The sequence below is a fragment of the Ulvibacter litoralis genome, assembly GCF_900102055.1.
GTDB lineage: Bacteria > Bacteroidota > Bacteroidia > Flavobacteriales > Flavobacteriaceae > Ulvibacter > Ulvibacter litoralis.
Genome location: NZ_FNBA01000003.1, coordinates 467,395 through 481,345, shown reverse-complemented (window position 1 = coordinate 481,345; position 13,951 = coordinate 467,395). Strand labels below are relative to the sequence as shown.

The 13,951-nt window shown below is 34.8% G+C and carries 12 protein-coding genes; 8 read left to right on the top strand and 4 right to left on the bottom strand.

The window, feature by feature from the left end; translation table 11 throughout:
- Window positions 1-65 precede the first annotated feature (65 nt).
- Window positions 66-1,016, top strand: a complete 951-nt coding sequence (locus tag BLQ00_RS12265) for a carbon-nitrogen hydrolase family protein (protein WP_093144589.1) — start codon at window positions 66-68, stop codon at window positions 1,014-1,016.
- A 124-nt stretch (window positions 1,017-1,140) separates the two neighbouring features.
- On the opposite strand, the gene BLQ00_RS12260 is transcribed toward BLQ00_RS12265, so the two are convergent.
- Entirely contained in the window at window positions 1,141-2,184 is a 1,044-nt protein-coding gene (locus BLQ00_RS12260; RefSeq protein ID WP_093144588.1) for a flavin-containing monooxygenase, read from the bottom strand.
- A gap of 140 nt (window positions 2,185-2,324) precedes the next feature.
- Here BLQ00_RS12260 and BLQ00_RS12255 point away from each other — a divergent pair, with 140 nt between their 5' ends.
- From BLQ00_RS12255 to BLQ00_RS12240, 4 genes are all read left to right on the top strand, one after another.
- Window positions 2,325-2,873 carry a GNAT family N-acetyltransferase gene (locus BLQ00_RS12255; RefSeq protein WP_175445442.1) on the top strand — a complete coding sequence of 183 codons (549 nt, stop codon included), beginning with the start codon at window positions 2,325-2,327 and terminating at the stop codon, window positions 2,871-2,873.
- A gap of 249 nt (window positions 2,874-3,122) precedes the next feature.
- A complete protein-coding gene (locus BLQ00_RS12250; protein ID WP_093144586.1) occupies window positions 3,123-4,967 on the top strand; it encodes a PLP-dependent aminotransferase family protein in 1,845 nt (614 codons plus the stop codon).
- A gap of 291 nt (window positions 4,968-5,258) precedes the next feature.
- Complete coding sequence (locus BLQ00_RS12245; protein WP_093144585.1) at window positions 5,259-6,662, top strand: leucine-rich repeat domain-containing protein; 1,404 nt, start codon at window positions 5,259-5,261, stop codon at window positions 6,660-6,662.
- 76 nt (window positions 6,663-6,738) lie between these two features.
- On the top strand, window positions 6,739-8,319 hold the full coding sequence (locus BLQ00_RS12240; RefSeq protein ID WP_093144584.1) for a hypothetical protein: 1,581 nt from the start codon (window positions 6,739-6,741) through the stop codon (window positions 8,317-8,319).
- Between the two features lie 77 nt (window positions 8,320-8,396).
- Here the strand turns inward: BLQ00_RS12240 and BLQ00_RS12235 are convergent, their stop codons facing one another.
- The 3 genes from BLQ00_RS12235 to BLQ00_RS12220 form a co-directional block, all read right to left on the bottom strand.
- The gene (locus BLQ00_RS12235; protein ID WP_093144583.1) at window positions 8,397-8,777 is read right to left on the bottom strand and encodes a cupredoxin domain-containing protein; all 381 of its coding nucleotides are present in this window, start codon (window positions 8,775-8,777) and stop codon (window positions 8,397-8,399) included.
- Window positions 8,778-8,811: 34 nt separating this feature from the next.
- Window positions 8,812-9,372 carry a carboxymuconolactone decarboxylase family protein gene (locus BLQ00_RS12230; RefSeq protein WP_093144582.1) on the bottom strand — a complete coding sequence of 187 codons (561 nt, stop codon included), beginning with the start codon at window positions 9,370-9,372 and terminating at the stop codon, window positions 8,812-8,814.
- A gap of 410 nt (window positions 9,373-9,782) precedes the next feature.
- Window positions 9,783-10,622: a helix-turn-helix domain-containing protein gene (locus BLQ00_RS12220; RefSeq protein ID WP_093144580.1), complete on the bottom strand. Its 840-nt coding sequence runs from the start codon at window positions 10,620-10,622 to the stop codon at window positions 9,783-9,785.
- A gap of 215 nt (window positions 10,623-10,837) precedes the next feature.
- Here BLQ00_RS12220 and BLQ00_RS12215 point away from each other — a divergent pair, with 215 nt between their 5' ends.
- From BLQ00_RS12215 to BLQ00_RS12205, 3 genes are all read left to right on the top strand, one after another.
- A complete protein-coding gene (locus tag BLQ00_RS12215) occupies window positions 10,838-12,328 on the top strand; it encodes a potassium/proton antiporter (RefSeq protein WP_093144579.1) in 1,491 nt (496 codons plus the stop codon).
- A gap of 193 nt (window positions 12,329-12,521) precedes the next feature.
- Window positions 12,522-13,547: an adenosine deaminase gene (locus tag BLQ00_RS12210; RefSeq protein WP_093144578.1), complete on the top strand. Its 1,026-nt coding sequence runs from the start codon at window positions 12,522-12,524 to the stop codon at window positions 13,545-13,547.
- 26 nt (window positions 13,548-13,573) lie between these two features.
- Window positions 13,574-13,951, top strand: coding sequence for a PH domain-containing protein (locus BLQ00_RS12205; RefSeq protein ID WP_093144577.1), 378 nt, complete (start codon window positions 13,574-13,576; stop codon window positions 13,949-13,951).

Sequence of the window (13,951 nt, the reverse complement as noted above, 5' to 3'; positions counted from 1 at the left end):
ACACAAATGATTATAATTTTCAGCATAAACTATTATAAAAATAGAATTCAATACGATAAAAAGCAATGAATACTTTAAAGGTAGCACTAGCTCAAATTTCACCCGTATGGTTGAACAAAGAAAAAACACTAGCAAAAATTATAACTTCTATCAAAAATGCGGGGAAACAAAACTGTGAATTGATCATTTTTGGGGAAGGCTTACTACCCGGTTATCCTTTTTGGGTGTCGTTAACCAATGGTTCTGAATGGAACTCGACCATTCAGAAAGAATTACATGCGCATTATGTTAGGAATTCAATTCAAATTGAGAAAGGAGAATTAGACGAAGTATGTAAACTAGCGAAGGAATACAATATTGCTATTTATTTAGGCATCATTGAAAGAGCACAAAATCGCGGTGGACATAGCATTTACTGTTCCTTGGTTTACATCAACCAATTGGGTGAGATAAAGTCAGTACATCGAAAACTACAACCCACTTATGAAGAGCGTTTGACTTGGGCTCCGGGAGATGGCAACGGACTGCAAGTGCATCCGTTGAAAGATTTTACTGTCGGCGGATTAAACTGTTGGGAAAACTGGATGCCTTTGGCGAGAACTGCACTTTATGGTTTAGGAGAGAATCTTCATATCGCAGTTTGGCCAGGAGGCGAACATAACACAAAAGACATCACAAAATTTATCGCTAAAGAATCAAGATCGTATGTCATATCCGTTTCCAGTTTAATGACTAAAGACGATTTCCCTAAAGAAACCCCTCATTTAGCAAAAATATTAGAAAATGCGCCTCCCATTTTAGCGAATGGCGGTTCGTGTATTGCAGGCCCTGATGGAGAATGGATGGTAGCTCCCGTTATCAATAAGGAAGGGCTCATTATAGAAACACTAGATTTCAATAGAGTCCTAGAAGAATGTCAAAATTTTGATCCAGTAGGTCACTATTCACGTCCTGATGTCACTAAATTAACCATCAATCGAGAAAGGCAATCAATACTTGACTTTGTAAATGAATAAGACACTACGGAATTAGTAATTCTGAGAAACATTCCCTGCTATACTTTGCATTTACATTAAAAGCAACGCCTTTATCAAGGAAACTAGGAAACCCTATTTTTTCTGAAAGATTACAATATAACTTTTAGTTTTCGGCTCTCATTATTTCAGCTAGATAACTAGCGTCTTTTGAAACGCCTCCTAAAGTTGCAGATCCGCGAGTGTACATCCAAGGGAGCCCGATAAAATACAGGCCTTCAATATTACTGACTCCTCTAAAGTTTTTTGGGTACCCATCTGTATCTAACTCTAACCCTTCAATCCATTTAAAATTGGGACGATATCCTGTTGCCCAAACAATGTTTTTAATTGTTGAAACTTTTTTATTCTGAAAAATGACTTCAGTATTGATTGCATCTTTTGTCCTTCCCACAGTAATCACATTCTTCCTAGAAAGAATTTCCTTAACATCAGTACCAATCACAGGTTGAGTTACCGAATTGAGCTTCTTCCCTATCCAACTATACTTACTGTAACTTAAGAAGCCGATCATTGTAAACCACCACCACAGTGTTTTCCCTAAAAAAGTTTGAGGGAGCGACTTCACCGTCGTATCGCCAGAAAAGTAAACCGTTCTAGCGCCATCTTTAGAAATTTCATTCAGAATTTGATATCCAGAATCTCCTCCTCCAACGACCAACGCATCTCCTTCTTGCAACTGATACACCCCTTTGTAATAGTTACTATGCATCTGAACGATACTTTCTGAAATCTTTGTATGACAAGGAGGCGTGTAAGGAATATGGAATGGCCCAGTAGCTACAATTACATTTTTCGCTTCCATTTCACCACCCTCATACGCTATATAAAAACATTTTTCTGTTTTACGCACGGAAGTAACTAATGTATTGAGTTGCACCGGAATTTCAAATTTTTCTACATAGGATTTAAAATAGTTGGCGACTTCAAGTTTTGTTGGATAATGTTTTTTGGGAGCATCAAACTGTAACCCTGGTAAATGATTGTACTCAGTAGGCGTAAACAATTTTAAAGAGTCCCATCGATTCAACCATGAAGCGCCTATTTCTTTTTCACCATCAATAACTAAGAACTTTTTATTCATTATTTTTAAATGGTACGCTATAGACAATCCTGCTTGCGCTCCACCAATCACTACATAATCTAACATCTTCTTGTTTCCTATAATTCCGTGCAAAAGTAAAAACATTACAATGCCTATTCGACATAATTGCGACTTTTATTAACCGAACGAACGTACTACTCCTTTTTAATTATTAACTATCTTAGTTTTCAGAAAAAATACTGCTATTGAAATTTGAAAAAACATTTTATACCGTAAAATCAGGAAAGCAGATTACTGTTAGAAGTCCTTTAGTAGCAGATGCCCAAGCCATTCTTAGTTTGAAAAGAGGCTATATAGAAAATACAACGACACTTCCTTTGACTTTGGAAGAATACCCAAATAATTTAAAAAAAGAATCGCATTTGATTGAAGAATATCAAAATAGCACGAACAGTATTGTTTTAATTGCTGAATTTGAAGATGAACTAATTGGGAATATTGATCTAACAGGAAGCAAAAGGTCAAAAATAAATCATACAGCAATGCTCGGAATGGGCATTCAAAAGGATTGGAGAAATCAAGGCCTCGGTAAAATTCTGATTACAGCCGCTGTCGATTGGGCTAAAAATAAATCGAAAATTGAAATTGTTTGGCTCGCTGTGTATGCTTCGAATGAATTAGGATACAATCTATATAAAAATATGGGCTTTGAGGTTAGTGGTATTATAAAAGACTTCTTCAAGGAAAACGAGGACTATATTGACAAGGTTCAGATGTATCAACGAATTAAATAAATGCAACCCACAAAGTAGCAGCCTCCTACCTTTCAGAAATAAAATACATACTTAACCCAATCTCAAGCGGCTTCAAGCAATTCGATCTACTAAGAACATTAAATAATAGCATCACTTCATTTTGAATGCTTCGTCACAACGTATAATTAGCTTACTAATTCGTTAGGATTACTACAACAAAACGACTTGTAACACTTCAAAAAGAAATCTAATTAACGTAAATTGCGAACCCATTCAAAGGTGAAAATTATGAAAGAGACTAAAATGCGAAATTATATTAAAGATGTATTAGAAAATATGCCAACAGGTTGGTTGAGCACAACGACGCATCGATTAGATATTTATGATGAAAAATTGGCTAAAACTCAATTTTTAGATCAGTTTGAAACCTTATACAATACCAATAATTCTGATTCAGAAGCACTATATCAATTACCCACAGCATACGATTACATTCGATTAGGACACCCATTATCGTGTGTGTTAGAGTGGGGAATTGCGCACTTAAATAATCTAAAACCAGAAAATGTAATCAGTTTTTCTTCAAAGACGGTTCCTGTTTTGGCAATTCTAAGAAAAAATTTATTTGCTGCTAAAAAAACTCAAATCCTTTATTCTGGTGAATTACCAACCTCTTTTGATGCTGAAAAAATAAAGCGAGTTTACGGTTATAATTTTGAGTTGAAAAAAGTTGACAATGCGGAGAATTCTTCAACGTTTGATGGAAGTACTATTTTCATTTCAGAACAAAATGAAATTACTACCTACGACCTCAACGCCAATATTGACTTTTATATTAACCTTCATTCTCACTTAGGAAGTGTTTTATTAGTAAATGGAGCACAAAATGAAACCTATGTTTCAGACATTCAGCATGTGCGAAGAAGAGAGACGATTGCAATGACACCTGCCAACGCGCTTGTGGCTCTAAAAGCACTTGTTGCAAACGCTCCTATCGAAGTCAAAGCAAGTAGTAATGAAGCAAATAAAACGGCGGTTTTACAATCAATTAACGAGATTACAAACACCTCTTTAAAACCGTTAGTTGCCTCTAGCGGACTATCCATTCAGTATGCGATTTTAATGGGGTTAATTGACGATGCCATAGAAAATCATAAAGGAAAAGCGATTAAAATTATTGTCCCTCCAAATTGTTATGGTGGTACTAATGACCAAGCGAGACGTGTTGCTGCTTGTCTAGACAATGTTGAAATCGTAGATCTACCTGTTGATGGCGGAAACGACATGAACCAGAGTATTGATGTCGTTTTAGCTAAAATTGCTACTGAAGATGCCATCCCGTATATCATTGCTGAAATCCCAACAAACCCAAGAGTTGAAGTTCCAGATCTTCAAAGATTAAAAGAAGTTTTAAGTCAGGAACGTAAAACGGCAAATGGAGAAATTGCTATTGACCCTGTTTTTATTTTAGATCAAACATTTTGTCCGAATGTTCATTTTTTAGGAGAGGAAGATATTCTTTCAACGGTTCGAACCATCTCATTCGCTAGTGGATCGAAATTTCCAAGTGGCGGACAATGTACTGCTGGGTATTGTGTAGGGAATAAAAAAACAAAAGCGTTGATGCAAAAAATAGAGACGCATTTAACCCTTTGCGACAACGAGGCGACTGCGCTTCAATATGAAATACTAGGGAAGCAATTGCCGTCCATGAATCAACGTATTAAAGATGCTTACACCAATACGCGTGAATTTGTAAACTTTATCCATGAGACGCTGCCTGAAGCTAAAATTAATTTTGTTTCTGAAGAATTAGCCGCACAAGGATTTACTCCTTCTGTATTTTCATTAGATCTTCCTACTAAAGGAAACACAGATGAAGAAAAAGAAGCCTATAAAAGAGCTTTGAATTTGAAGTTGATCAATTTAATGATTACAAAAATTCCAAACGAAAGTAAATACTGTGTGAGTTACGGACAGTTGTCTGGGTGCTACTGGACCATTCCAGCGACCTCGACGCAAGGAACCACTAAAGAAGGAGATAAAGATTATATTATTAGAGCATCGCTATCTCCAAATCTAGATCTTGAGCGTCATAAAGAAGTGTTTTTAAAATTTATTGAAAAAATTTAAACCCCTTCAAAATGCTAAAATTTAGCGTAGTCTCATTGACTACGCTTTGATTCTAGCTTCCAACACGCCTAACTAATAGCAGCTACTTACACTGATTAACAACAACTTGTACTAAAAAACGAATATTTCATCACTTCCGCTATATGAAATATAGAGTCCGTACTATTTGAATTGATACACGTTTAACGTACAGAAAACCATCCCTGTAAGACCTCCCCTACTTTTTGAAACTAAAATAAAAATAGTATTTTAGTTTTTTATGGTTTTCAAAAAACGCTGAACAAATCTACTATGCCAAAAAACGTTACGAAGTACCTACTTAAAATTATCCCCTTTCTCCTTATCAATGTTAGTTTATATGCGCAAACACCCAAAGAGGAATTTGCGAAAGCTGAAGGTTATTTTAGAACAGGAAACTATTCCGAAGCCATTGAAAAGTCAGAAAGTGTAAAGAAACGTTTAGGGCATTCTAATCCGAAAATAGAAGGATTGCTCTTTTTGTCCTATTTTAATACTGAAGAATACACAAAATCTAAAATATCATTTGAAACCTTGAAACTGATGCTTCCAGAGGAAGTTCTAAATTCAGAATCATTTGAAGTCTATAGAAACACAGGAGAGCAGCTAGATTTAAAGCTTACCGAGATTCAAAATGTGTTTGAAAAAAATCAGGACCAAGCCTCTGTATCATTATACGATACTTCCAAATACGAAAAAAGGAATGGCACTAAAATTAAAACTCTCGAACGCTTAGAAAATGAACGAGAAGCACGTTACTTTATTTTACAACAAAATTACGAACAAGAAGCAATAGATGTTTTAGCGGAAATTCTCAAATCTCCAACAAAACAAAAATTTGAGGACTACCTTTTGATAGAGCGTTATAAAACTCAATTTGATGATGTAGAAAAATACTTAAAGTATTGGGATGAGGAGAATTATATGATATTGAAGTACAACAGTGCCGAAGAGAAGATGGGAGATGATTTTGAATCGCTACAATATCATTTAAATCTTACGTATTTAAATATTTCGGGAACTAAAATTCATTCAATTCCGTCTATTATCTTTGAAAATGGCAATTTAGATATTGTAGCAATAACTGGCACTTCAATTACAAAAATACCTGAAAGCCTTGGAAAAAATACTTCTATGCGATTGCTTTATATTAAAAATAATAAAAAGCTAAATGAGTATCCTAAATCCATATCAAAATTTACAAACCTTCAAAGATTATTGTTGCAACAAAATCATCATGCTGATGATATTCCCTATCTAGGCAACCTTACAAAGCTTACAGAATTATACATAGACCATGTATCCTATGAGATTCCCAAAGGGATCCTAAACCTTACAAACTTAAAGGGCCTAGGATTAAACAACATAAGACCTCCTGAGGGTTTCGCATTATCTGAACGAATAGCTGAATTACAAAACTTAGAAATATTAGAATTTCAATATAGTTCTCTTACAGAACTTCCTAAATCAATAGGAGCCCTAAAAAAACTAACTGTATTAAATTTGCACGGCACCAAAATCGAAGATTTACCTACAGAATTAAGAAGTTTAAAAAATCTTAAGGAAATCTATGTTGGAGGTGAAAAGTACAGACCCTATTCACATAAAAAGGTTGAGAAAGATCTCAAAAAGCTTAGAAAAGAATTGCCTTCTCTCAACATCAAATATTCTCAATAAGTATCGATTTAAAAATGTATGATTTAGCAACTTACTTCTGTGAACTATTGAATTGTTATTAACTTATTCTTATAAAATGAAAATTAAATTCACCTTAATTTCTCTTATCCTTTTTTCTTTCCTTACAAACGCGCAAGCTGATTGGTTTAACCAAGTTCTATTAGAAAAAGATGCAAATGGTCACTTTAAGGGTGATTTAAAGGTTTCAGGCGTTATGAATAGAGGAACCATAGATGCCGCAGATAAAAATGGCTTCTTAAAAGAATATACGCTTTCTATAAATGTATGGGATTATTATGGTGAACCTATGGAAGTGTATGGGGTGCAATGGGCTAGAAATTCGAGTTATGAAGTTATAATAGAAAATACCCCAAGAAGTATTACTTTAAATCAACTTGAAGAATATCCAGATTTAAAAAAGCGCTTCTTAGACATACGTCCCACAAAATTTTCAGTGAAAATTGCTGGAATTGCTGGGGATGGTACTGCGGTAACAGGTTCTAGTGTAGGCTTAGTTTCTATCGAGGAAGCTGTTACTCCTGTTCAAGTCTATTTCAACTATATTGTTAAAGATGACGATTTATTAATAGCGCGAGAAGGTTTAATGAGAAGTCCAACAATAGCAGGAAGCCCTCCTACATGGAATGAATTTTTTAACTGGTCGTATGATGATCCTACAGGTCCTAAAATACATTTAAATATTTCTGAAGAAAACTTTAAAGACCTTCCACGTGAAACGAAAAAGAAGCGTATTAAGAAAATTAAAGATATATGGAAGCAAATTGAAAAAATAGCAATCAATGCCGAAATAGAAACCCTAGAATGGCCAGAATTAGAAATGATCGACATCATTAAAACTTATGACCGTTATAAAAAGAAAGAGGTGAGTCCGCAAGAAAAATTGGAAGCTGAACTAGCCAAGGTGCAAAGAACGACAGCCTACACTAAAAATGATGGCTGGGGCGAATTGCCTCAGATTAAAGATACGACAAAAGGCAAATCTTTACCTGAAATTACTGTGAGTTTAAGCGCTAGCGTCTTCGGAGATAACTATTTTACCCAGAACTCATTTAAGTACGCTGAAACAAGTGAAGAACTCGATATTGTGGAAGAAGTTTACGATGCCTTAGTAGAAATCTACGAGAGATATGGAGTTAATCCTGTCTTTTACACCAAATTAATGAAACCGATTCACGTACTAAATAATAGGTTTTTAATTTATGAACTAGCTATCTCGGATCATGAAAAAGATGATTTTGCTGTATACGATTTACAAGAACATAGAATCATTAATCAGGAAAACGCCCCCCGTCATAACCCTAATCATATAGGTGAAGTGAAGCCAAATGGCGAATTAGCAAATTTAACGACCATTGAAATGGAAGGTTTTACAAAAATAACCTCTTCATCAATTTACACTGATAAAACGTTTCAGGAGAGCAGAGATGTAATTGAAAAAAACTTTCAAAAAGGAGAAAAGTATTACCTTTTTGAATATCAAAATAGTTATAACGATTATGACTATTACGACATCTTTGATGAAAATTTTCAATTCATAAAAACGCTTTATGTATACAAAAAACTAATTTATTATTTAGTGAAAGAAACTCCAATAACAAGAGAGGAAATAATAGCGCACAGAAGAAAGTTTAAATAAAAAGTATTTCGCAGGAGTTAAACAAAAAAAGCGAACCTCACGGTTCGCTTTTCCAACTAATAAACTTCAACTATGTACTACTCAACAACTAAAGTATATTGAGGAGTTTTGTTAAAAGGACAGAAATATTGATACGTTCCTTTTGTAAGAGCTACTTGTTTTGAAGATTCTGTTTTACCATGTGTTACCATTTGAGACACATACGCATCTGCAATATGATTTTCTGGATTTGTACCATCTTTTCCTGCTTCGATTAATACCAACCCAACCTCTGGTGCTGCATTGTTATTTGAAACTTCGAATATGTATGTTCCTTCTTTAACTGTCAACGTTTTTTGTGTAAACTCACCCAACGTTTGCTCTAAAGAAATTATTTGTACATTGTTTGTTGCTGCATCTTGCGCATGTGCAACAAATGTGAATATTACTAAAAATAATCCTGCTATTAAATTTTTCATTGTTTTGTGTTTTTAAGTTACTTGTTCTATCTAATTAGTTTGCCGCTACTGAAAACTTTCCAGCTTCAACACTTGGAAAATCTACTTCTGTTTCTGCGATGTGATTTACGTAGTTTGTAAGTGTGTTAGAAACTACGTTTAATACGATTTCTAGAATATCGCCATCGTTATAACCTGCTTCTTTTACTGCTTCAATGGCTTCTGAAGAAACTTGACCTCTGTTTTTTGTGACTGCTTGCGCAAACTGTAGTCCTGCTTGTGTTTTTTCATCTGCTGCAATTCCTTGACGACTTAATTCTGTTTGTTCTTCGGTTAAGCCATTCATTTTACCAATAGCAGTGTGTGCCGACAAACAGTAATTACATTCGTTTTCTTCTGCAATAGACAATGCCAATTGCTCTCTAAATTTATTATTGAAGTTTCCACTTGCTGTTAACTCTCCTAAGCTTAAATAGGTTTGTAAAGTCGCTGGAGAATTTCCGAATACTTTTATCAAATTTGGAATGAATCCTAGTTTGCTTTGTACTGCGTTAAATAACTCTTTCGATTTTCCTGTGGTTGTTTCTGGATTTAATGTTTCGATTCTTGTACTCATGATTTTTGTTTTTAATTCCTATGGAAAGGAGTTTTGGTTTTTATTTTTTGTTTTACTTATTTTATTATTTGCATTCGCATACTTGTTGTTCTGGCTTCTGCTCGTCGTACACTTGGTAGCCCCAACAATTTGGACATTGATTGTTTTCTGTTGCTTTCATATGGGTTGTTTTTACTAGTACTAATTAATTACAGTGCAAAGATGCGACGAGAAGAAGCCTTTAAAAATGGACAAAAGTTCCTAATGCTTGGACTTGCCCATTTTATAGGGTTTTTAAGCTTTTGAAATGTTGATTTTTGCGTGAAGGATTGAAGTGGCATCCTTTTTTTGCTGGCATATAGGGCAAAAAAAGATACAACGGAAAGCCTGACCCTAGGGGCACGCCCAACTCATTATTAAAAAATGGAGAACTAGTGTTCTTTTCTAAACTGTAAGGGAGATTTTGATGTTGCTTTGGTGAAAAATCGGCTAAAATAGGCCGAGTCGTTAAATCCGAGGTCGTATGCAATTTGTTTTACCGCTTCGTCTGTGTAGATAAGTTGACGTTTGGCTTCGAGAATGATTCGGTTTTTGATAAAATTACTAGGGGTTTGTGTGCCTATTTTACTGAAATGTTTGGTCAACGATTTTGGCGACATTCCCAATCTAGCGGCGTAGTCTGTTACCGAATGAAGCGTTTTGAAGTTTTGTTCTACCAATACGCTAAAGTCTTTGAAGAGTTTGGTTTCGGTGTCTTCTTTAATTATATGATTCTCTTTTTTCACTCTAACGGAGTGAATAATAAATTGTTTTAAATACGCCTGAAGCATATCATACTGCGCCGCTTCTTCAGTTTTAAACTCTTCTATTAAACTCTCTAGAATGAATTCTATTTTTTGTGTATCTCTTTCACAGGGCTTTACAAAAGGGGTTTCATAAATATTATTGAAAAGAATACCATTGCAGGCAACTTCTTTATCATGGGTTTGAATGCAATAAAAATCTCGAACAAAACTTAAGTGATAGGCTTCTTCTATTTCTTCGGAATCTACTGAGAACACTTGTCCAGGAGATAAAAAGAATAGAACGTTATCTTGAAACTCATAGCTTTCAAAGTCTATATTATAGACTCCTTTTCCTTTTTTAATCCAGTAGATGCTATAGTTACTCACCTGTTCTGGCTTATTAAAAACACAGGCTTTTTCAAATTGAACAACACGCAACGAAAAAATATCTTTATACGAATAGTTTATAATATCTTGAACTGCCATAGGTAAAAATTAGTTAGATAAATTCTTAGTCGTAAAAGTCTTTACTATCTTAAAAAAAAAGTCTTCTTAGAATCAAACTCCAAAATACTCATAATTTCGAAACATTGAATAAGAAGGCGATTTAGTTATTTTTTTAACAATCAACCTTCAACTTTTATCTTCATTTTTAATTTTGAAACTGTACCTTTAGGGGGTTAAAAATTTGAAAACGAAGAATGAATTTAACCATCGAAAACATACTATTAGTCGGCTCTTTATTACTTCTAGTAAGTATTTTCGCAGGTAAGACTTCTTATAAATTTGGCGTTCCAACCTTATTACTCTTTTTAGGAATTGGAATGTTAGCAGGTTCTGACGGAATTGGAGGCATTCGCTTTGACGATCCGAAGCTTGCACAATTTATTGGTATTGTTTCATTGAATTTCATTTTGTTTTCTGGGGGATTGGATACCAGCTGGAAAGGTGTAAAACCAATTCTTTGGGAAGGAATTGCCCTCTCAACATTAGGAGTTTTATTGACCGCTGTTTCGCTGGGGACTTTTGTTTGGCTCATTACCGATTTTACCATTTATGAAAGTCTGTTGTTAGGATCCATCGTATCGTCTACAGATGCCGCTGCCGTATTTTCAATTTTGCGTTCTAAAAGTTTGGCTTTAAAAACAAATCTAAGACCTACATTAGAGTTAGAAAGTGGAAGTAACGACCCGATGGCGTATGTGTTGACGATTGCTTTTCTAACCCTAGTAATTAATCAGGACAAAAGTTTTTTATCTATCATTCCCTTGTTTTTACAACAAATGATTTTGGGTGGAATCTTAGGGTTTGCCTTTGGATTGCTTAGTAGATACATTATAAACAAAATAAAACTTGACTTTGAAGGGCTCTATCCTGTGCTCGTAATTGCATTGATGTTTATTACATTTTCTGCTACCGATTTTTTAGGTGGAAACGGGTTTCTTGCCATTTACATCTGTGCGGTTTACTTAGGAAACCAAGATTTAATTCACAAAAAGACCATTTTAAAAATGTTTGATGGATTGGCTTGGTTGATGCAAATTGTGCTATTCCTTACCCTAGGCCTTCTTGTTTTTCCGTCTCAAATTATTCCATACATGGGAATAGGATTGCTTATTTCTATTTTTCTAATACTTATTGCGAGACCTATTGGTGTATTTCTCAGTCTTATGTTTTTTAAAATGAAACTGAGAAGGAGGTTTTACATTTCTTGGGTTGGATTGCGCGGCGCTGTGCCTATTGTGTTTGCTACCTATCCCCTTTTGGCAGGAATTGACAAAGCGAATATGATTTTCAATATTGTATTTTTTATTTCAGTTACGTCTATATTAATTCAAGGTACTACACTTTCTGTAGTCGCCAAATGGTTGCATGTAGGTTTGCCCGAAAAAGCTAAAAAACAAACCGCTACTGATTTGCTAATGGCTGAAAACCCCAAAGCAGAAATGAAGGAAGTTTTAATCACCGCTAACTGCTTTGCTGTAGATAAGAAAATTGTGGAATTAGGCTTTCCAAAGAATGCAATTATAGCCATGATAAGAAGAAATGAGAGCTATATCATTCCGAATGGGTTGACAAAAATTGAAGCAAAAGATATTTTGATTGTTCTTGCCGACAGACCTAATGTTTTTGATGAAGTTTATGAAACTCTAAAAACGAAGGACACAACAGTATATCCCGATAGCGCTTAGCCTTAGCAATAATGGCTAGTCGTTTTCTTGAAACCCACTTATAACTCTTGAAACTACATTACTTTTGTCTTTTGCGTTTTACCTATATTTAACTATTTTGCAGTAACGAAGCATTTCTGAAACAAATTGCTAATAGCAAGGCTTTACCTTTAAGTTAGCCTCCTTCATTCATCATCCCCAAATTTTACATTCTATGGAATCATCTATTCTGAAAAAAATTATCAAGGGCATCCCTAAAGCAGAACTTCATTTACATATTGAAGGAAGTTTTGAACCTGAACTCATGTTCGAAATAGCCAATAGGAATGCTATAGCCTTGGACTATGACTCTATCGAATCGTTGAAGAAGGCGTATAAATTTAATAATCTTCAGGAGTTTTTAGACATCTATTACATTGGTGCGCAAGTACTCCTCCACGAACAAGATTTTTATGATTTAACGTGGGCATATTTGCAAAAAGTTCACAGTGAAAATGTGGTGCATGTAGAAATCTTTTTCGATCCGCAAACGCATACCGATAGAGGAGTTCCTTTTGAAGTGGTTATTAATGGGATCCACAAAGCGCTTGAGAATGCTGAGGAAAAACTAAATATGTCCTACAAGCTCATCATGTCATACCTTCGACATTTAAGCGAAGAGGCGGCATTTGAAACCCTTGAAGCTTCTCTCCCCTTCAAACATTGGATTGATGGTGTTGGATTAGACTCTTCTGAACTAGGAAACCCGCCGAGTAAGTTTATCAACGTATTTAAAGCTTCTGCAGATCATGGTTACAAATTAGTAGCGCATGCTGGTGAGGAAGGTCCTTCCGATTATATTTGGGAAGCACTCGATCTCTTAAAGGTGGTTCGATTAGACCACGGAAACCGATGTTTGGAAGATGATGCGTTGGTGCAACGATTACTGGATGAAAACATTCCATTAACCTTGTGTCCGCTGAGTAATTTAGAACTCAAAGTGATTCAGAAAATGGAAGACCATCCGGTGGCAAAAATGCTTGAAAAAGGAATTTTAGCGACCATTCATTCAGACGATCCTGCGTATTTTGGAGGTTATATGAATGAAAATTATTACCAAACAGCCAAAGCTTTAGATTTAGATAAAAATCAGTTACAACAAATGGCTATGAATGCTTTTGAAGCAAGTTGGTTATCTGCTGAAGCTAAAGAGAAACACATTTCTCAAGTGAAAAACTATTTTAACTCGTTGAGTATTTAAACAGAACTTAAACTAAAAAAACGACTATGGGATTACTGAATAAATTGTTAGGAAACGCAAGTGAAGTATCGTCTGAAAAACTTAATGAAAAATACGGACGCCTTTTACTTGACAATGAAACAATCGAATTAGGATTTAAATTATTACGTGACACGTTCATGTTCACAAACAAACGGTTAATCCTCATAGATGTTCAAGGTCTTACAGGAAGTAAAATTGAATATAAATCTATGCCGTATAAAAGCATTTCTAGATTTTCATTAGAAACTTCTGGGACTTTCGATTTAGATGCTGAACTAAAAATTTGGATCTCGAGCGAAAATATTCCTTCGGTGAGTAAAAAGTTCAATAAAAGTATTGACGTGTATGAAGTTCAGAAATATTTAGCCGAAAAAGTAATGTAA

What these genes read in the sequence shown, in the direction of transcription:
- BLQ00_RS12215 (WP_093144579.1), top strand. Translation starts at nt 10,838, where the DNA reads ATGAATTTAACCATCGAAAACATACTATTAGTCGGCTCTTTATTACTT.
- BLQ00_RS12265 (WP_093144589.1), top strand. Translation starts at nt 66, where the DNA reads ATGAATACTTTAAAGGTAGCACTAGCTCAAATTTCACCCGTATGGTTG.
- BLQ00_RS12210 (WP_093144578.1), top strand. Translation starts at nt 12,522, where the DNA reads ATGGAATCATCTATTCTGAAAAAAATTATCAAGGGCATCCCTAAAGCA.
- BLQ00_RS12260 (WP_093144588.1), bottom strand. Translation starts at nt 2,184, where the DNA reads ATGTTAGATTATGTAGTGATTGGTGGAGCGCAAGCAGGATTGTCTATA.
- BLQ00_RS12205 (WP_093144577.1), top strand. Translation starts at nt 13,574, where the DNA reads ATGGGATTACTGAATAAATTGTTAGGAAACGCAAGTGAAGTATCGTCT.
- BLQ00_RS12220 (WP_093144580.1), bottom strand. Translation starts at nt 10,622, where the DNA reads ATGGCAGTTCAAGATATTATAAACTATTCGTATAAAGATATTTTTTCG.
- BLQ00_RS12235 (WP_093144583.1), bottom strand. Translation starts at nt 8,777, where the DNA reads ATGAAAAATTTAATAGCAGGATTATTTTTAGTAATATTCACATTTGTT.
- BLQ00_RS12240 (WP_093144584.1), top strand. Translation starts at nt 6,739, where the DNA reads ATGAAAATTAAATTCACCTTAATTTCTCTTATCCTTTTTTCTTTCCTT.
- BLQ00_RS12245 (WP_093144585.1), top strand. Translation starts at nt 5,259, where the DNA reads ATGCCAAAAAACGTTACGAAGTACCTACTTAAAATTATCCCCTTTCTC.
- BLQ00_RS12230 (WP_093144582.1), bottom strand. Translation starts at nt 9,372, where the DNA reads ATGAGTACAAGAATCGAAACATTAAATCCAGAAACAACCACAGGAAAA.
- BLQ00_RS12250 (WP_093144586.1), top strand. Translation starts at nt 3,123, where the DNA reads ATGAAAGAGACTAAAATGCGAAATTATATTAAAGATGTATTAGAAAAT.